This is a genomic window from Bacteroides sp. HMSC067B03, assembly GCF_001811315.1.
Classification (GTDB): Bacteria; Bacteroidota; Bacteroidia; order Bacteroidales; family Bacteroidaceae; genus Bacteroides; species Bacteroides faecis.
This window is the reverse complement of record NZ_KV804458.1, coordinates 126,137-146,397: the sequence shown is the minus strand read 5'-3', so window position 1 is coordinate 146,397 and position 20,261 is coordinate 126,137. Positions and strand designations below refer to the sequence as shown.

General features: G+C 44.5%; 16 protein-coding genes. 7 read left to right on the top strand and 9 right to left on the bottom strand.

The features are described 5' to 3' along the window. Nucleotides 1-28: 28 nt before the first annotated feature. The 4 genes from HMPREF2794_RS23430 to HMPREF2794_RS23415 all read right to left on the bottom strand — a co-directional run bounded on the left by HMPREF2794_RS23430 (nt 29) and on the right by HMPREF2794_RS23415 (nt 7,835). Complete coding sequence (locus HMPREF2794_RS23430; protein ID WP_022301367.1) at nt 29-967, bottom strand: tyrosine-type recombinase/integrase; 939 nt, start codon at nt 965-967, stop codon at nt 29-31. Nucleotides 968-1,315: 348 nt separating this feature from the next. Then, nucleotides 1,316-2,407: an OmpA family protein gene (locus HMPREF2794_RS23425; protein WP_070752846.1), complete on the bottom strand. Its 1,092-nt coding sequence runs from the start codon at nt 2,405-2,407 to the stop codon at nt 1,316-1,318. Nucleotides 2,408-2,557: 150 nt separating this feature from the next. Further along, the gene (locus tag HMPREF2794_RS23420) at nt 2,558-6,394 is read right to left on the bottom strand and encodes a coiled-coil domain-containing protein (protein ID WP_070752844.1); all 3,837 of its coding nucleotides are present in this window, start codon (nt 6,392-6,394) and stop codon (nt 2,558-2,560) included. A 502-nt stretch (nt 6,395-6,896) separates the two neighbouring features. Beyond that, on the bottom strand, nt 6,897-7,835 hold the full coding sequence (locus tag HMPREF2794_RS23415) for a tyrosine-type recombinase/integrase (RefSeq protein ID WP_010538756.1): 939 nt from the start codon (nt 7,833-7,835) through the stop codon (nt 6,897-6,899). A gap of 376 nt (nt 7,836-8,211) precedes the next feature. Between HMPREF2794_RS23415 and HMPREF2794_RS23410 the strand changes: the two genes are divergently transcribed. The 7 genes from HMPREF2794_RS23410 to HMPREF2794_RS23380 all read left to right on the top strand — a co-directional run bounded on the left by HMPREF2794_RS23410 (nt 8,212) and on the right by HMPREF2794_RS23380 (nt 13,653). Continuing rightward, entirely contained in the window at nt 8,212-8,511 is a 300-nt protein-coding gene (locus HMPREF2794_RS23410; RefSeq protein ID WP_010538757.1) for a DUF4248 domain-containing protein, read from the top strand. Nucleotides 8,512-8,956: 445 nt separating this feature from the next. Next, nucleotides 8,957-9,589, top strand: coding sequence for a hypothetical protein (locus HMPREF2794_RS23405; protein ID WP_010538758.1), 633 nt, complete (start codon nt 8,957-8,959; stop codon nt 9,587-9,589). Further along, nucleotides 9,579-10,958 (top strand): replicative DNA helicase, encoded by a 1,380-nt coding sequence (gene dnaB / locus HMPREF2794_RS23400; protein ID WP_070752842.1) that lies wholly within the window; start codon nt 9,579-9,581, stop codon nt 10,956-10,958. Before HMPREF2794_RS23405 ends, dnaB begins: the two co-directional genes overlap by 11 nt. 187 nt (nt 10,959-11,145) lie before the next feature. Beyond that, nucleotides 11,146-11,646, top strand: a complete 501-nt coding sequence (locus HMPREF2794_RS23395; protein ID WP_010538760.1) for an HU family DNA-binding protein — start codon at nt 11,146-11,148, stop codon at nt 11,644-11,646. Between the two features lie 68 nt (nt 11,647-11,714). Then, nucleotides 11,715-12,020: a hypothetical protein gene (locus HMPREF2794_RS23390; RefSeq protein ID WP_010538761.1), complete on the top strand. Its 306-nt coding sequence runs from the start codon at nt 11,715-11,717 to the stop codon at nt 12,018-12,020. 12 nt (nt 12,021-12,032) lie between these two features. Further along, nucleotides 12,033-12,479 (top strand): N-acetylmuramoyl-L-alanine amidase, encoded by a 447-nt coding sequence (locus HMPREF2794_RS23385; protein WP_070752840.1) that lies wholly within the window; start codon nt 12,033-12,035, stop codon nt 12,477-12,479. A 187-nt stretch (nt 12,480-12,666) separates the two neighbouring features. Continuing rightward, complete coding sequence (locus tag HMPREF2794_RS23380) at nt 12,667-13,653, top strand: Fic family protein (protein ID WP_070752838.1); 987 nt, start codon at nt 12,667-12,669, stop codon at nt 13,651-13,653. A gap of 44 nt (nt 13,654-13,697) precedes the next feature. Here the strand turns inward: HMPREF2794_RS23380 and HMPREF2794_RS23375 are convergent, their stop codons facing one another. The 5 genes from HMPREF2794_RS23375 to HMPREF2794_RS23355 all read right to left on the bottom strand — a co-directional run bounded on the left by HMPREF2794_RS23375 (nt 13,698) and on the right by HMPREF2794_RS23355 (nt 20,243). Continuing rightward, a complete protein-coding gene (locus tag HMPREF2794_RS23375; protein WP_029425629.1) occupies nt 13,698-16,256 on the bottom strand; it encodes a zinc-dependent metalloprotease in 2,559 nt (852 codons plus the stop codon). Between the two features lie 93 nt (nt 16,257-16,349). Next, nucleotides 16,350-17,522 (bottom strand): iron-containing alcohol dehydrogenase, encoded by a 1,173-nt coding sequence (locus tag HMPREF2794_RS23370; protein WP_010538765.1) that lies wholly within the window; start codon nt 17,520-17,522, stop codon nt 16,350-16,352. Nucleotides 17,523-17,628: 106 nt separating this feature from the next. After that, nucleotides 17,629-18,621, bottom strand: a complete 993-nt coding sequence (locus HMPREF2794_RS23365; RefSeq protein WP_022301944.1) for a lysylphosphatidylglycerol synthase transmembrane domain-containing protein — start codon at nt 18,619-18,621, stop codon at nt 17,629-17,631. Next, the gene (locus tag HMPREF2794_RS23360; RefSeq protein WP_029425630.1) at nt 18,621-19,538 is read right to left on the bottom strand and encodes a phosphoinositol dihydroceramide synthase; all 918 of its coding nucleotides are present in this window, start codon (nt 19,536-19,538) and stop codon (nt 18,621-18,623) included. Before HMPREF2794_RS23360 ends, HMPREF2794_RS23365 begins: the two co-directional genes overlap by 1 nt. Before the next feature lie 36 nt (nt 19,539-19,574). Continuing rightward, complete coding sequence (locus HMPREF2794_RS23355) at nt 19,575-20,243, bottom strand: CDP-alcohol phosphatidyltransferase family protein (RefSeq protein ID WP_010538768.1); 669 nt, start codon at nt 20,241-20,243, stop codon at nt 19,575-19,577. Nucleotides 20,244-20,261 lie beyond the last annotated feature (18 nt).

The following is a 20,261-nucleotide window of genomic DNA, read 5'->3' as shown; positions in this document are numbered from 1 at the left end:
CGTTACCTATGAAGTAACAGGCTTAAATTCAACATATTGCTACTGACATTGAGCGCTTTATAAAATCTACCACTTTTTTATTGGCTTCATCTATTTTCTTATTCTGAAAAGGTTTGAGATATGTCTCGGTCACCGTAATTGACGAATGCCCCATAGCTTCAGAAATAACGCCCGGATGAATTTCACAATAGTAAGCTGTCGTTGCCCATGTATGGCGGGCTGTATACGAACTTAGTTTATCTCCCAGTCCTAACATTTCACCAAGCAACATCAACTGCCTATTAAAGTTACGGAGAGCCAACTGATATTCATGATAAGCCTCCTTTGTTCCTTCCCGACTGCTTAATAACGGAAATAAATAAGGAGAGGAGCTATCACGGTCCATATACCTCTTTAATATAGCCATCGCTTCCGAAGTCAAAGTCACAGACAAAGGCCGGCCTGTTTTACGCCGTCGATAAGTGATTACATTATCACGCAAATCGCTTTTACGCAAATAAGCCAGATCGACAAAAGGCAGACCACGGAGCAGGAACATCAGAACGAACAATTCCTGCGCACGACGCATGGCAGGACTCACGGTAGATGACTGTGGTAATTTAGTGAATACCTTCTTCATGTCTTCTTCGCACAACGCACGTTTGCGGTCAGCACGTGTCCCGGTATACACCGAACGAAAGAGATGCGGCACATAAGGTGCCATACGCCTGTCTACCGCGCGATTGTAAACCGCACGAAATGTACGCAAATAAGTGGAAACAGTGTTCCAACTACAACCACGGCTACGAAGGTGAATCTCGAAGCCTTTTAACCATTCCGGAGTTACTTCACGAAAAGCAAAATCCCTTTTCCCACCATAAGCAATAATGGCATTGAGACTGCTGCGATAAATGTGAGCAGTTCCAAAGTTTCCCTCCATTTGTAGCCCCACTGCTACTTGCTTCATAAATGCTACTACTTTTAACATTTTACTTATTATTTATTAAATGACGCGATAAATATAACAAAATAAGGGGATAGTATGTTTTTATAGAAGAAATTTAAAAACGAAAAAAGAGGATGCCGTTAGGGAAAGGGAGGCATCCTCTTTAGAGGGACAGGAAAGATTCACTTTCACAAGCAAATTCTTCCACTGCTACCCCCTGTTATTTCTTCACATTAAGTGAAGAAAGGGTTCATTGCGGAAATACATACTTTCGCAAGCACGGATTCCCTTGGGGTATTCTCATGTGAGGCTCTTCGCGGGAAAGCGAAGAAAAATGGGGAACACCGCACATGAGATATCTTAAAAAAGGGTTATGCCTTTATACAAACATTATTCTACCACGCAGATACTGACACGATTTTCCGTAGGATTCGTGTTCGGTTGTACGGTATCCCCTTTAAAGTCAGTCACGATCCGGTCCGCAGCAATGCCTTTCGCTTTCAAGACGTCCGCCACGTTGTTCGCGCGCTTCTCTGACAAGGTCATATTGATGCCTGGGTTACCCGTTTCCTTATCCGCGTATCCGGTGACGGCTACCTTGGCAGTCGGATATTTTTCCAGATGCTTCACCAAAGATTCTATTTTGGCAAGCTGGTCATCCTGGATCTTTGCGGAATTCAGCGCGAAGAAGACGCTTTGCTTCATCGGCTCGACGGTCACCACCGGTGCAGGTTTCGGCTGCGGCTTTTCTACCACAGGTTCCGCTTTGGGCTGTTCCACTACAGGCTCCGGTTCGTAATAAACGGGAGCGGTCTTGGTATAACTCTTGCCCAGTTTGATGCTAAGTCCCACCAATACGTTAAATTGCCAGTCGCAGTTGCCCGCTTTCTTTGAATTGAACTTATCGGAAAGGATATTGGCGTTTCCTTCGATGTTGATCGCCAGACGGTCATTCAGGCGAAGGTCGCAGCCCAAGCCCAAACGTCCGGCTACCAGGTTCTGGCTGTCCTGCCACAGATACTCCATTTCATAAGCACGCGTATCCAGCGCGTTGGCTTCGTCATTGTCGAAAGCGTGATTAAATCCTACACCGGCAAAAAGATAACCATTGAATACACGGTCGGGGTTAAAGCCGCAGAACAAAGCACTGAGGTCCGCCATCAGGTCCAGGTTGCCTTGAAGATATTTATACTGATAAGATTGGGAGGGAGTCACCCAGCCCGCCCTAGCCTGCCAGCCGCTGACACCGATACGCGCCCCGAATGCCGGAGCGAACTTATAGCCCACGTTGAGGGCGGCTGCCGGAGAGATCAGATCGGTAAATTTGGCTTCGCCTATCGTATGAGCGGCTCCTACTTGCACTTGCATAAACCAGTGGGGATTAAAAAGGGTTTTACCCTCCTCCTTGATCCGCTGCTCTTGAGCGAAAGCCAAGGTGCTACTGACAGTCAGTATGGCTAGTAGTAAATTTCTTATTTTCATCATATGTTATGTATTTAATGTCTTTATCACAGAATGATCTGCATTGCATCCCTCACATTATCAGGAAGTAGTTATAAAAAGGGTGCTCTTTTGAGCAGAGCACCCTTTCGATTGTAGCATGTCTAAAAGTTTATTACTATCTTAGATTTCTTACTTGTTGTTGCCTGCCGGCTCAGCCGTAAGAATCAAGTCTGTCTTAAGGATACCCCAGCCATATTCTATAGAAGCAGGGATAGTGATGGTATATGAATAGCCAATATTCGATTCAGCATTTTCATACTTCACAGTGTTAGTAGCTCCTTGTGTCAGCACTGCATCATCAGGCAACTTATGATTGTTGTATTCCAAGCTTGTGCTAACATTATTTATATCAAGCACGACATTCTTGATCTCTCCGTAATAATCCCAGAATTGACCCGGAACCAGAACTTCGTGATCGTGCTCCCATTGATGCCATTCCCAGCAACCGGAAGTTTGTCCGTTCACTGTACCTGCGTAATGAGGTTTTGGAGAATGTTCATGACTGATTTCCACTTCTGTAGCCGGTACATATTCATATACAGCAGGCACGTAATTAACGCCCGTGATATTAGTAAAGGAAACTTCACTTGATGCAGTAATAACGTGTTCGTTGTAAGTAACATCATCGTTAGACACACATCGGGTCTGCACAGCTTGACTAGCAGCATACCGCTCAGCTTGCAATGCAAGTTCAACACGAACAGCGTCTTTACTTATCTTCACATCTGTTACATTAAACACCTTATTATAATCCATAGTCATCCAACCCCAATATTGTGTGCCGTCGGCGGCAGTTATTAGCCTATATTCTTGAACTGCATAACTTTCTCGACCGGTATACATCTTCAAGTCAGTTCCTGTAGTAAATGTAACTGTCTCTGTTTCAAGATTAAATTCAGCATCCTTTGTCTTATTATAATGTCCGTCAACATAAGTGTACTCTGGCACGCAAATTGTTTTCCACCTACCGTGTGTCTTTACAACCGATTCCCAAACAGGATGTGTGATCGCGTAACCTCTCCAGTCTGTCAACAAACCATCGTGCTGGAAGCTGACTTCATCACCACCTGTCGCACCGTCTTTTACAGTGATACCATCAGGCATAGTGAAAGTGACAGGACGGATAAATGTTACCTTAAATCTGTTCACGATATACGTATCACCACTCTCAATCATATACTTGTGAATAATAACAGCTTGCAATCCCTTTTCGCTATTCAACGCTGCCTTAACTGCAGTATTACTCTTGTTCAAAGAAATGGTCGTTCCATTCAACTGAACACCGGTAAGAACGTTTGCTGTTTTGACACCGTTGCTATAAGTTGATTCAATTTCGTACGTACTTTCAGTGCATACTCCAGTCGGTATATTAACTGTATAAGTACCATCAACATAAGCTTTCGTTATATCTTGTGAGATTGTACATTCCGAAGCCGGTGAAGTGATAGCACCCGGTCTTTTGGCATTTACTCTGAACGCGATATACTTACCGTCAGCATCCTTATCCCAGAAGGCATCATTTACCTTTGTCTTTTCCGTATCCAAAGCAATGACAGGCAAATTAACTTTCACTGCGAAATGGAAATGAATGTATTTCGGATATTTATTAGAAGAAACCTTATTGCGGAGTGTCAAAGTAGCATACAAGTTAGCTCCAGTTATACCTACATTTCCAACCTGTCCATGAGCGAATCGCCAAGTTACAATCTTAGTAGCTTTGCCGTCAGTTGCTACACCGTCAATCAGTCTCGGTGCATCAATACCCGGAAGAGCAACACCATTCTTAAGAACTGAGGTTTCTAGGTATTCATACGTATTCCAGAATTCCTCATGACTCATACCTTGTTCAGAACCGTCACCCTTGTTCATCAAACGATAGATATTATCACGCAGATAATCCTCTTCGAATTTATACAGTTTAGATTGCGTATTTGCACAGCCATAAGTTTCAGTACCTTCTATAGTCACGGCCATATCAGGAGTCTTCTCTGCTACGATTTCAACTTTCACGAAGCCGCGACGAACTACATTACCGGCCTTGTCTACCAACTCAACCTTGAAAATAGGAGTACGTCCTACAAATTCCGGGTTATGTCCATTATCAGCAATCGCCTCGAAAGTACCCTTCTCAGCATCTGTACATACCAAGTCTTTCTGCTGATTAGTTATAGTAGAGCCACTTTGTACATTATACTCAGAAGATGCTACAGCAAAGCGGTATGACAATTCATAATCTTCAACAGGGAACGCTTCATGTGAACCGTCCTTCACAAGACAAGTAGCTACCAATGACTTCAAGTCAAACACTTTGTCATATGCCATTTCGTAACGAACGAGTGTAGTCTTACATGCACTGAACGTTGCTGCGAAATGAGCAGTGTTTCCAGTTGCCAAAGTCGCTCCGTCGGCAATAAAGATGTCTTCAGGAGTGATCAGATCGTCATATACAGCTACATATGGAGAAGTAATTACGGGGTCTGCATCCTTCTGGGCAGGATCACCGGTCATAGTTGCCTGCAAAGCAATCATGTTTGTTTTATCTTCTGCCGGTCTGACATTGGCATGCTTACGACGAAGTGTAAAGTCAACAGTTCCTGTAGCGGTATTCTTGATCGGTTGCCCGATGATATCTACCAAATTGCTGCCTGCCGCGCGAGTTCCAGTTTCAATAATAGTTACAGCACGGTCAAGATAGCTATAAGTAGCATTTCCCAAATTAAAGCTCTTCGGATTGAAATGGTAGCTGGCAATTGCAGGAGCACCTACAGAGTAAGCATACTTAGTCACGATAGGAAGTGAAGCATTTTCATTCGGGCTCATTGCGCTATACTGCAAAGAACTGAATTTAACAGCTTCCACACCGTCTACAATATAATCCGGAGCAAACGCGATGCTGCTCAAGCGAGCGACGATCAATACATGCAAGTTGCTGATTTCTGTAGAGATGAGAGTTCTAAGAGTGGTATCCAGAGTAGTAATTCTTTCTCCAAGTTTACCCATATCTGCTTTGATTTTATCCAGCTCGCCATCGATTCTATCTCCCAGATCTTTGAGGTCCTTATTAGTTTGCACCAAATCACCTTGCAAGTCCTTAATATCCTTTGCATTGTCACCTATCAGTCCGCGCAATGCACTGTTTTCCTCTGTCTGCGCATCCCACAATTTTTGGTTTGCTTCCTGAGCGGCTTTCAGTTCATCCTCAGCTTTCTTAATAGCTTGCGCAAGAGCTTCGTCAGCTTCTATCTTGTTGGCGTCTATCATGCCTTTCAATTCCTTATCATAAGCTTTCAAGGCATCCAACTGAAGTTGAAGGTTCTCGTCCGCAGCAATCAAAGTCTTGATAGCGTCTTGAGCGGTCTGGATATTGTTCGCGTTGGTGACCACATCCCCCTTAAGACCGTCTACAGTGCCTGTCAGTGTACTTAATTCGGCTTGAACACCGTCAATCCTACCACCGAGCAACTGAATGACACCCTCAATGTCTTCATTGAATTGCACAATAGCGGCTTCCAGGTCTTTCTTGTCAGCCTTGGTCGCGTTGATTTCAGCGATAGAAGAGTCTACATACTCTTTCATCGCAGTTACTTCTTCCGTGATTTTAGCAAGCGCTTTAGCTTCGGCGTCGGCAGCGGCCTGTTTTGCCGCTTCTGCTAAAACTTTGGCTTGGGCAGCTTCGGCAGCGGCAGCGTCACCGGCAGCTTTGGCAGCATCGGCAGCGGCCTGGGCTTTGGCAGCGTCGGCCTTGGCAGCGTCAGCAGTAGACTGGGCTGTCTGCAAAGCAGCCTGCAAGGCAGTCAGCTGAGCAGTCAACTGTTCTTGTAGAGTGCCAACGGTAGTTCCGTTTTTGTCGATTTGTTCTTGTAACGCCTTGATGTCGTCATCGTAGTCTTTACAAGAAGTAAATGTACCTGTTGAAGCCGCCAACAGCGTTCCAAACAGGATTGCACTTAAATACTTTTTGTTCATGATAAAAAAACTTTTAATTTATAAATTAAAAAAATAATAAAAATATAGTTCTTGTTTTGGATTATCAATTCCCATAAATCCCATGTTTTACTCCTTTCATTCCTTGCATAACCTCCTTTTCTTAAATTATTTCACCTACATTTGCCTTATACAATATACTCTGAAGTATATAGTCTATGCACACTTTACCCGTTACTTTGTAGGTAACGGGAAAACCTTTGTACCTGCCCCAAAAGGGTAGTCAATACCGGAAAATGTCTGAATTGGTAATGAAACATCTTTACCCCTGCTTCTGAGAAGAGGCAGAGGGGAGGAAATTCTTTTATCTAAATTAGAAGGGTGAAACACTCTAATACTAAGAAAATCGCTGTTTTATCGTGTTATTTCTCTTTTTTTAGTAGTTTATCAGAAAAAATATCTTTTTTGTTTGCATGTTTTCCAAAATATCTCCATCTTTGCAACGCTATTTAGCTCCGTTACCTACAAAGTAACGGACTAGCTATCAGGCAGATATTCCTATCACCGAATGCTTTACATAACTGATTATTTGTGTGTTGGCTTCATCAATTTTCCTACTACGGAAAGGTTTCAGATACGTCTCCGTCACAGTGATGGAGGAATGCCCCATCGCCTCGGAGATAATACCCGGATGAATTTCGCAATGATAGGCGGTCGTCGCCCAAGTGTGACGGGCAGTGTACGAGCTGAGTCTGTCGTTCAGCGCCAGCCATTCGCCCAGAAGCATGAGTTGCTGATTGAAGCTGCGTAATGCCGATTGATATTCGCGATATGCTTCCTTCGTCCCCTCACCACTTTTCAACAGAGGAAATAAATAAGGAGATGTGTCGTCACGACTTATATACTTCTTCAGGATTGCCATCGCTTCCGGAGTCACAGTAACCGACAGAGAACGACCCGTCTTACGCCTGCGGTAAGTTATCACATGATCACGCAAATCACTTTTACGCAAATAGGCAAGATCGACAAAAGGAAGACCGCGAAGCAAAAACATCAGGATGAACAATTCCTGTGAGCGCCGCATGCCGGCAGGCACGACAGAAGACGAAGACACCCCAGCGAACACCTTTTTCATATCTTCATCACACAAGGCACGCTTGTGATCCGCACGGGTACCCGTATAGACAGAACGAAACAGATTGGGTACATAAGAAGCCATGCGACCATCCACCGCACGATTATAGACCGCACGAAACGTGCGTAAATAAGTGGAAACAGTGTTCCAGCTACATCCACGGCTACGAAGGTAAATCTCGAAGCCCTTCAACCATTCAGGGGTTACTTCATCAAATGCAAAATCCCTTTTCCCATGATAAGCAATAATGGCATTGAGACTGCTGCGATAAACGTGTGCAGTACCAAAGTTTCCCTCCATCTGTAGCCCCACCGCTACTTGCTTCATAAATGCTACTACTTTCAACATTTTACTTACTATTAATTAAATTACACGATAAATATAGGAATATTTTAGCATCTCTCCCAAATACCCTACAGACATATATTCATTCATCGGCAGGTTATCCAATCAGCGGATTTGACCATACCTCCGAAAGTAAAACAACAAAAAAAGAAACCGGTATGTTTTTTCGCACAAAGTTTTCGCTGCGAATAAACAGTTATTATAATTAACAAATAGTTCTAATTACAAATTTTATAAAGCAAGCATATACATATAAATTTACAGATATTAAAAACGAAAATAAAACTAAATAATTTTATACTATTCAATTAATTTATTTTTCATAACTTTGCAGAAAATAAGCCACAAATAGCGGTTTATAAAAACTAAATATAAGAATATGATAAAAGTAGAAAAAGAAGTATCCAAAGATTACATCATCAAGGGATTTAAACATTTTACCCAATTAGCTACGGAATACTTTCAAGGACATCCGGACTGCAATGCAGCCAGAAAAAGAATGCGCGACACAATAGACGCCAACTTGCAGCTCAAAGCAGAGCTCACCGCAGCAAGCTACACCGAACACACGACTTTGCTAAGTCCGAAGATGCAGCAAATCATTTGGGCGTACTGGGGACCACCCATCATTTCACTGTCGGAAAACCAGGCAAACGAGTCGGACAACAAACGAGTTTAAACGCCCAAAAAAGTGAAAATCGAACTATATATTTTTAAATATATAATTTATTAGTTATCCCTTATTATGGTTCCGCCCTGCGTTTCAACACATTTTTCTCAACAGACATAATTCATTAAATGTCAGAAGATTACCTCACTCCTTAGAGTGTTCCGCTGTGCGTTCCACAAAAATGCCCTTTTTTCACCCTCAAACAGAGGCTCCAAAATGACCGGACAGAGGCTTCGTTTACTATAAACAGAGGCTCTGTTTGCATCAGACGAAGCCTCTGTTTCACGATCTTCCTCCAACGTATACCGCACAAAAAAACAACACGCGCCAAAAGCAGCTATTTACGTCACCACGAGGAATATTACATCCCAACACGTCCAAGCACGTACATCCGTTTAGGATTCGAACAGCAATCAACCTACTTTTGGACAAAATTTAAAAAACAGAATATCATATGCAAAAAATGAATTGCCAGGCCATCGGATATGGCTACATCATCATCCCAAAAGCTCTGCTGAAAGAGCAACTTACAGGCTGCAGCCCACACGAAGGAGAAATAGAAGCTTTCCTGAAACTTCTTATAAAAGTCAACTACTCGGAAACAAAACTCACCGACCGCCAAAAACACACCATCGTGTGCAAAAGAGGTGAAAGCCTGCACAGCTACCGCAGCTGGAGCGCCATTTTCCACTGGCCAACGAGCAGAACTTACCGCTTCATACAACAACTGAAAACAAACGGAATCATCGAAATCATTCCTCACAACGACACCACCGCCCTGCATATCCGAGTGGTCAACTACGAAAACTGGACAAACATTTCGGCACTCGTCGGCGAGAAAAAAGAAAACGCCCGAAAAACCAGCGACGAAAAGTTCCGCCTCTTCTGGGACGACTTCCACAACATCCTGCAGCTTCCCAAAGAGAACATCGCCAAAGCGCAGCGTATCTGGAAAAAGCTGAGCGAAAAAGAACAGCAACTCGCCATCGACAACATCGAAGAGTATTATTATCATCAGACAAACGTGAAATTCATCCTACATGCCTGCAGTTATTTATCCAATAAAGCCTTTCTGAATGAATACTGACAACAGAGTTTCCCCACAGGCCCCGGAGATAGAAGAAGCCATCCTGGGGGCCTGCCTGATAGAACAGGAAGCCATGCCGCTCGCAGCCGACACACTGCGCCCGGAAATGTTCTACACCACGAGCCACCAAGTGATCTACGCCGCCCTGCTTGCCATGTACCGGGCAGGAATGAAGATCGACATCCTCACCGTCAAAGAAGAACTTGCCCACCGGGGCAAGCTGGAAGAAGCCGGAGGAGCATTCGGCATCACGCAACTGAGCAGCAAAGTAGCCACCTCGGCGCATATCGAATATCACATGCAGATCGTACACGAGAAATATCTGCGGCGAGAAATGATACTGGGACTCAACAAACTCCTCGCCTGCTCTCTGGACGAAACAATGGACATAGCCGACACACTGATAGACGCACACAACCTGCTCGACCGCCTGGAAGGTGAATTCGGACACAACGACCACATGCGCGACATGGACGCACTGATGACCGACACGATGAAAGAAGCCGAACAGCGTATCGCCAAAAGCGTGAACGGAATCACCGGCATCCCTACCGGCCTGACAGACCTGAACCACATGACATCCGGACTGCAAAACGGAGAACTCACCGTCATCGCCGCACGTCCCTCGGTCGGGAAAACCGCCTTCGCCCTCCATCTGGCGCGGCAGGCTGCCATGCAGGGACATGCCGTCACTGTCTACAGCCTTGAGATGCAAGGAGAACGCCTTGCCGACCGCTGGCTGTTGTCCGCCGGCGACATCAACCCTTACCGCTGGCGCACAGGCATCCCTAACCCGCACGAAGTGGCGGAAGCACACACCACCGCCGCAGAACTGGCACGACTACCGATACACGTAGACGACAGCACTTCGACCAGCATGGACCATGTACGCTCCAGCGCACGGCTCCTTAAAAGCAAGGGTACATGCGATCTGATCATCATCGACTACCTGCAACTTTGCGACATGAGCACCGGACAGAAGAACCGCAACCGTGAACAGGAAGTGGCACAAGCCACCCGCAAGGCTAAATTGATCTCCAAGGAACTGAACGTTCCCGTCGTATTACTTTGCCAGCTAAACCGCGAATCGGAAGGCCGTCCCGGTGGTCGGCCGGAACTATTCCATCTGCGTGAAAGCGGCGCCATCGAGCAAGATGCTGATGTAGTGATGCTACTCTACCGCCCTGCACTGGCACGAATCACTACCGACCGCGAAAGCGGTTATCCGACCGAAGGGCTGGGAGTAGTCATCGTAGCCAAACAACGCAATGGAGAGACAGGGAACGCATACTTCAGCCACAACCCTTCTCTAACGAAAATTACGGACTATACACCACCACTGGAAGTATTGCTGAAACAAGCAAAATAAAAAAAATCCCGGAACCATAACTACAATATTATATTACATAATATAAGATTAAATATTTTCCGATTTTATTCCATATTTGCAGTAAAATAAAGAGCATAATGCTTGACTTTGCCTCTTATATTTCGTATATTTGCAATGTCATAGAGAAACAAAATTATTATTACTTAAACCTTAACTTTTTAAAATTATGAATGTTTCAGTAGAACGCTATCAGCGTAGAAAGTACATGAGTCAAGAGAATTCTCCGATGCTGTATTACGTACGCCAGAAATCGGGAACAGTCAGAGTGATGGACGTCGAAAAACTGGCAGATGCCATCGAAGCCAACTCTTCACTCACAGCAGGAGATGTAAAACATGCCATCGAAGCTTTTGTAGAGCAGCTCCGCCTGTCACTCACACAAGGCGACAAAGTGAAGATCGACGGTTTGGGAACATTTCACATCACACTATGCAGCGAGGGGACAGAGAAGGAAAAAGATTGCACGGTCCGAAGCATCCGCAGGGTGAATGTCCGGTTTGTAGCGGATAAAGCATTGCATCTGGTGAACGCAAGCCACACCAGTACACGAAGTGAAAACAACGTGGAATTCGTACTGGCAAGCAAAGGTGACACGGAAGGCGAAAATGCCGGAGGAGGAGGAGGAAATACTGGAGGCGAAGAGGAAGCTCCGGACCCGACAGTTTAACAGGAGATACCATATCGAACCAACCTTAACATATAACTCACCCCCATTATCAATTATCCATTTAAAAAATGCTAGATAAAATTATCGAGATTATTATGACTATCCTCCCTTTTCTGGGTAATCGTAAAAAGCGTAAAGCGATGGCGCAAAACGTCAAAGAATTCAGCGAGCTGGTGAAAGACCAGTATACCTTCCTGATGGAGCAGCTGGAAAAGGTACTGAAAGATTATTTCGACCTTAGTGCGAGAATGAAAGAGATGCACGCCGAAATCTTTTCGCTGAGAGAGCAACTGACACAGGCTGCCGCATTACAGTGCATAAACAAAGAGTGCATACAACGTACTCAAAGCGAAGCATCCATCTCTGAAGCATAATGCCGGACAATCATGAGAACGATCAACTTAATCGTAATTCACTGCTCCGCCACACGCGAAGACAAGGATTTCACGGAATATGACCTGGACGTCTGCCATCGCCGACGCGGATTCAACGGAGCGGGTTATCATTTTTATATCCGCAAAAACGGGGATATAAAGTCTACCCGACCGATAGAAAAGGTCGGTGCCCACGCCAAAGGTTTCAACAGAGAAAGTATCGGTATCTGCTATGAAGGCGGGCTCGACAGCAAAGGTCGCCCCAAAGATACCCGGACCGAATGGCAGAAACATTCACTGCGGGTACTGATTCTTACTTTATTGAAGGATTATCCGGGATGCCGCGTATGCGGTCACCGTGACCTTAGTCCCGACCGGAATGAGAATGGGGAGACAGAGCCGGAAGAATGGGTGAAAGCTTGCCCTTGCTTCGATGCGGAAAATAACTGGAAAGCATGAGGCAGAAATCAAGTAAAGCTTCAATTGAATAGCTTATAAACAAGAAAACTCCAATTGCCCGACCAAACGAAGTCGGAGCAGTTGGAGTTTCTACATTTATAAAATAGATTGTCGGGATATCTCCTCTGAAGGAAATTAATGCTATCTTTGTAGAAAGTAATAAACCTAGAAACTTTTATATTTTAGCATGTATACTCCGCCTTTCACCATATCTCCCCGCACCATTCACTTAATAGCGGATATCTCCGCATTGGTAGAACGATATGCCATCCGTATGGAGCAGGAAGATGCCTTGCTATTGCGAAAAATCAACCGAATTAAGACCATTCAAGGTTCACTGGCTATTGAAGGAAATACCCTATCTGAAAGTCAAATTACAGATATCCTTGACGGGAAGCATATAGTAGCTCCCATCCGTGAAATACAGGAGGTACGAAACGCCATCAAAACCTACAATTCATATCACACTTTCGATCCCTACTCGGTAGACGACTTACTGATAGCACATAAAATAATGACGGAAGCACTGGTAGACAATACAGGACACTTTCGTCAAGGAGGTGTCGGAGTATTCGCAGGCACACAGTTGATCCACATGGCGCCTCCTGCCGACCGCGTTCCTTATCTTATCAAAGATTTGTTTGAATGGTTACGAAAGTCGGATGATCATTTATTAATAAAAAGCTGTGTTTTTCATTATGAGTTTGAATTTATTCATCCATTCAGTGATGGAAACGGGAGAATAGGACGTTTATGGCAATCGCTGATATTAGGCAAACTCCATCCTGTATTCGAACACTTACCGGTAGAGAATATGGTATTCGCCAATCAACAAGCCTATTATAATGCTATAAACCGAAGTACTGATGCTGTAAATAGTGGTATATTCATTGACTTCATGCTACAAGAAATATACGAAACACTAAAGAAACGGCAAGGCGATTCTATAGTAACAATGAAAGCGACAAAGGATGTCGGTATAAATGTCGGTATAAACGAACAAAAAGTTCTGGAACTTTTGAGAAAAAACAATCAAATCACCGCCAAAGAAATCGCCGGACTTCTAGGTATCAGTCTGAGGCATAGCGAACGTTTGATCACATCATTAAAGCAAAAAGGAATGATTCAGCGAGTTGGATCAAACAAAAACGGATACTGGGAAATTATAGTTTAAATGAAAGGTTGACCTCAATGTCAACCTTTCATTTAAACTATACCTTATCGTGCATCAAAAGCTGCATCAATCAGTGCCTGCAAGTTCAGATAGTGACTCCGGACAATCCCCGTAGAAGCACTTGCCGCACTTGCCAATGACCTCCTTAATTCGAGCAACTGTCCACGGGCAATTGTCGGTGCTTCGGAAGGAGAATCAGACGAGGATAAAACACTCGTCATCATACCCAGAAGCGATGAAGAGTTACCTTTCGGCTTATCAATCATCGAGATCAAAGCGTTGACATAAACTTTCTGCAAATTACGCTGGGCATAATCCGGTCTCTTACCGCCTTGCAGATCGCTCCAGATACCTTTCTTCAAGTCAGTAAACAGGTTATTGGCTGTATATGCCTTTGTACCGTTCAAGAATTCATCGTTTGTCATTTTATCCAACGTGTTCTTGCTTAAGAGTTGCTTCAGAATGCTGCTCTGTACACGGAATACAGCATTGTAAGTGTTGATTCTGGCTCTTTCGGCAAGCTTCTTATCCAGCAACCAGTTGGGAGTATTAAACAGTTCCTTATTCAAAAAGATAACTGCTTTTCTCTGAATATCTTTGGGTACATATTCCATTGCTTTGACGTCAGTCTGCTCTACGGAAACCGGGGTACTATAAATACCACCCACATTCGTCGCTACATGACGCATATACAGATTAAACTGCCCCACTATATTCTGATACAGACTGGATGCTTTAGCGTAGCCTTCGTTCGGTTCGTAAGTCCAGTTCATAATTTCAGGCATGATGCGTTTCAGATTTTTGATACCATAAGTGCTCGCCAATACAGCATCGTCACCCAAATCCTCATTCTGATTACGAGGATCGTTCCGGTCACTTTCCGTACCAAAAGTGTAACGTTTATCCTCTTGTAGTTTACTGATAATCCACTTGTTCATGTGAGGGATTTCGGCTTCGGGCGTCTTATATTCGGGCATCCAGCGATATCCCCATTCGATAGCCCACTCATCGTACATACCGATGCGGGGGAAGATTCCGGCACGGGATATGTTATCTTCGGGCTGCGCTACATAATTAAACCGTGCATAATCCATGATAGAAGGAGTATGACCGTTGGCTTCCACCCATGCTTTGTCTCGTAGCTTTTCTACAGGAACCGTGCTGGAAGAGCCGAAGTTGTGACGCAGTCCCAACGTATGGCCTACTTCATGAGAAGATACAAAACGAATCAGCTGCCCCATCAATTCATCGTCAAACAGAGGTTTGCGTGCACCCGGATCGACAGCTCCAGCCTGCACGATATACCAGTTGTACAACAGGCTCATCACATTGTGATACCAGTTGATATGCGTTTCCAGAATCTCACCGCTGCGAGGGTCGTGTACATGAGGACCGCTCGCATTTGGAATATCGGAAGGTTTATATACGATAGCGGAATGACGCGCATCCTCCAAACTCCATTCAGGATCGTCTGTCGGAGCTTCTTTGCCTATAATGGCATTCTTAAATCCGGCCTTTTCAAAAGCTTTCTGCCAGTCATTGACACCTTGAATCAAGTAAGGTACCCACTTCTTGGGAGTGGCCGGATCGATATAGATCACAATCGGATTCTTTGGTTCCACCAGTTCTCCCTTCAGGTATTTTTCTATATCCTCGTCTTTCGGCTCAAGACGCCAGCGGGTAATCTTCGCTTTATACTCCACCCCCTGAGGATTTTCGTCAAAATCCTTGTAGCTGACAGCAAAGTAACCTACTCTGCTATCATACAGTCTTGATTTCATCGGTTCTTTGGGGAGTAACATCATAGAACTGTTCAGCTCGTATGTCAACGGAGAACTTGGAGCGGAAGACACGGATGTTCCGGCTCCTGCAGGTGATGAGGCTCTCCGCTGAAAAGTACGTACCGTACGGACTTCGATATTACGCGGAAATGCCTTCAGAGTATCAATATAGCTGGCATCATCTACCATACCTCCTATTCCGGCATTGTTTTTCGCACGGCTTTCAAATGAAAACAGTTTGTTATCCCTGCGGATATAGTCAGTCATATCTATGACGTAATTGTTCGTCTCGCCTTCTTTACGGACCGTTTTCAGAGGAAAAGTGGCTATAATGGGCTGTACATTAGAATTCAGTACTGCCTGATACAATCCTAATGTATCCGAAGAATGTTCAATATAAGAGATTTCACGAACAAACAGTTTATCACCATTTCCCTTTTCGAAACGGATCACTTCATCTCCGATCTGATCTCCCGGATAACCGACTTTGCGCTTTTGCATATCTACGGGAGCCTTCACGATCCGATTCACTATCAGTACATCACGTCCGAAGAGCGAGTCGGGAATTTCAAAATAATATCTGCCTTCTACATTGTGCACTTTGAAGAAGCCATTCATCGTTTTAGCCTTGCCGGTAATTACTCTTGCATAAGGTTGCAAGGCATCTTTCTTCCTGTTGGCAACAGAATCGGTTTTGACTTTGGCTACTTCCTCTGTCTTTCCTTTCTTTTTCTTCTTCTTTTTAAAAATGTCTGTAGATTGCGCCCCGACTGATGGAATGAGCATCGCCAGAATCATTAGAGTTGAGACTAATTTCTTCATGTGTCCAATATTATATGTATTTATTTGAAATACAAAGATAATTATTTGAACGAACTATCCAAAACTATAATCATTCCGGCGTATGACCGTTTTTTATAATGCCAGGCGGTAGATCTCCTTACTGTCTTTCTTTGTCAGCTTCACATAGTTACCCACAAATTCACCTTTATTGCGATGCAGACTATCTGCAAGGCGGTCAATATCCGGATTTTCTATACCCAGTTCTTTGAAGGTTACAGGTAAGCCAATCGATTTGAAGAAAGCTTTCAAGCGGGCAATCCCTTCAAGTGCCACTTTCTTTTTATCGTCCGACTCTTCCACTCCCCACACACGAACAGCATATTGGGCTATTTTATCTACATTGTGTTCTGTCATCCATGTCATCCAGGCAGGGAAGATCACAGACAGACCGGCTCCATGAGTAACATTGTAGATAGCACTGATTTCATGTTCGAGGAAATGGGAAGCCCAGTCTTCTTCGCAACCGACCCCGCATGTTCCGTTATGGGCGATGGTTCCACACCACATCAGATTGGCACGGGCACCGTAGTTTTCGGGTTCTTTCATCACCGTTGCCGCTTCTTTGATAATGGCAAGCAATGTGCCTTCGCACAGGCGGTCGCCTATCTCTACTTCTTTTGTATTGGTAAAGTAACGCTCCATAATGTGCGCCATCATATCGGCAATGCCACAGGCAGTCTGGAAGGGAGGAAGTGTATAAGTCAGTTCAGGATTCATCACCGCAAATACAGGACGCAGCACGCCGGGCGCACGCAGGCTTAATTTCTGCAATCCGTCGACTTTAGTGATCACGGTATTGCCGGAACCTTCACTTCCGGCAGCGGGAATCGTCAGCACGACAGCAACCTTCAGTGCTTTGGCCACGATGGATTTTCCTATGTAGAAATCCCAGAAGTCACCGTCATAAGGTACTCCGGCAGCAATGGCTTTCGCTGTATCAATCACCGAACCGCCTCCTACCGCAAGCATCATGTCAACGTTTTCTTTCCGGCACAGGTCGATACCTTCATATACTTTCGTATCTATGGGATTAGGCTGTACTCCACCCAGCATACAATAAGGAATGCCTGCTTTCCGCAAGGAGTCTTCCACACGGGCAAGCAGACCGCTGCGCACTACCGAACCGCCTCCATAGACAATCATTACTTTTCGTGCACCGTACTTCTGTACCAGTGCTCCCGTTTGAGTTTCCGTATCCCGCCCGAATACAAATTCGGTAGGACTATAAAAGATAAAATTGTTCATTGTCGTACTTTTAGTAAGTCTTTATATAAGCCTCACAAAGTTATAAATTTATGTAATAATCCGTTCTATCCGCAATTAAAATTAGGGTAATATTTTCCGGATACCACTACTCTTTTACCTTATTCCCTACCTTCATAAGAGCAAGCCCGATAACGATCCAAACCATTTCGCGTACACGGGTAATCAACGCGGCATACACTCCGTAAGCTCCGGAAAGGGAAAGACCACCGACAGCAAGGGCAAAACCACCTTCACGACCTCCCAGCTGCATCGGCAAGAAAAATAAAAGATTAGCCAATAATGAAGAAAAAGCGGCAATCAGGCAACAGTCGGCAAAGCTGACATGGGTTGTCAGCACATTAAGAATCAGCCATATTTCGAGACAGCTGACCACACGCGCCATGTACTCTAAGGAAAGGGCTGCATAAAACGTTTGTTTCTTTTGCCGGTGAAGAAGGGCAATCTGTTGATCTATATTCTCCAATTGCTCCCGATGCACTTCGGCAAAGTGAATCACCTTCTTTTTCAGAAAAGGAAGACGGCTGCCCAAACGGACAAAAGCGACTGCCATCCCGTGCTGATAACCTTTGATAAACAACAATGCTATCAGCAGGCAGAAGATTGTAATAGCACCCAATATAATCCCCATTCCCCATCCTACCGGATACAGGAAGATATAAAGCAGTACGGAAGTCAGCCAGAAACAAAAATGAGAAAAAATGTGCATCATCACGTAAAGGATCACAGAAGAGGTCGCCCTTTCTACACCGATATAGGGTTTCAGCTCCATGATGCGGTAAGGCTCCCCTCCCATCAGTCCGACGGGAGTCACATAATTAAGAGCAAAGCCGGTAACGGTGAATTTGTAGAGACGGGCAAACGAGAATCCCGGTTTGCCGCCGCTACGGATGATGATATACCACGATACTGTATTAATCAGATAGACCAATAGCCACAAGATCAGTACCAAAGGCAAATATATTCCCGCACGTTTCAGATTCGTCCAAAGTTCCTGATAATCCATATCGAAAGTGAACATCATAATCAGGACGGCAACAATGCCGAATGCGAGGAATATATTGCGGTACTTATTCTTCACTATTTAATATACTGGTAATATCGTTCAAAGAAGTTTCTGAATCCCCGGATTTTCATTAATCCGTATTCGAACACCAACCAGCCTGTCAATGCGCAAGAAATTCCAAGCAACACGTCAATGATGTAGTGATGGCATGAATAAACAGCTGTTCCCCAAATACCCGCCATGATGATAGAAAAAAGAGTAATCACATACCATCTGCACTTGCCGATGATGGCATACACCAATGCAACTACCATATAAGCTGCATGGAGAGAGGGGACCGCCGCAAAGACATTCGCATTACGTCCATAAATGGAATCAAAGACAGACACTCCGAAAATCTCGTCGAAACGGCCCAGTCCTGCCACATTGCCCGGAGTATTCAGTATCGGTTCAAAACCGTAGTTGATGGCATACCAGGGCGGAGCAGCCGGATGGATATAATAACCGGCAAAACCGATCAGATTTACAAATAAAAAGACCAGCGCAAAGCGAAGATACGTCTTCCGTTCTTTTTTGAAATAGAGGCAAAGCCCGAACAGGATGGGAACAGGAACCCAACAAAGATAGAAGATACCTGCAAAGACGTCTGCCATCGCCCAATGATGCGCGGCAAAAAATTCACACGGAGTCACCAGTACCCCATTGTCCATCACTCCGAACAGAGATTTCTCCAGATTATAAAGTCCTTCTACATCAATCGGATTCACTTCGTAGTTAGGACAAATGCGCATCCAGTCATATGAAATACCGAATAGGGCAAAGGGAAGAAGAGCTACTGCCAGCTTCCGGGTAGGCAGCCCGGCAAAGAATAAAATCAAATAGAGTGCCGCTATCAGCAGGTGTTCGGAACGAAGTCCGATAAAGACTGTTGTCAGCAGCAAAAAAAGAGCCATGATCACAAGAACCGTCAAGGTTTCTTTCTTCGATGGCATTTTAGTTGTTTGTATCATCACGACTTATATTTTCAGTTATGCATTCTTCCGTTCGTCCGCCATCATTACTTTATAGCAATGTCTTACACGCGCAAAAGCGGTAATGTTAGCGAAAAGGGCTACAAAGGACAAAGGCACGATCAATATCAGCATCGGGTCGAAAGCCGTTATATCCTTAAATACGCCACAGAACAAAGCACCAAGACTCGTCAGCACCACACGTTCCGGACGTTGCATAAATCCTACTTTGCATTCAATTCCCAGACCTTCGGCACGGGCACGCACATAGCTCACCATCAACGAGCCGATCAGGGCCACAAAAGCGATAATCGCATAAAAGAAATAATCTTTCATCGACAGATAATAGCAGATACCGAAGAAAGTCATCAACTCACTGTAACGGTCGAGCACCGAATCATAGAGTGCACCGAACTTGGAACTCATGTTTCCCAGACGTGCCACACGGCCATCCATCATATCGAACAATCCGGCAAACAGGATAACGCCTCCCGCCCATCCGATAATAGCCAAATCGTCTTGTCCGCCATAGATACCGGCATAGACAAACATTCCTGCCGCCACTACATTCAGAATGAACCCGGTAGTAGTGATAAAGTTGGGAGTAATTCCTATTTTAATCATTCCATGTATCAGAGGATTGATTATCTTATAAATCACCTGCTGTAAGTAATCTCTATAATTCATATACCTTAATCTGTTTTT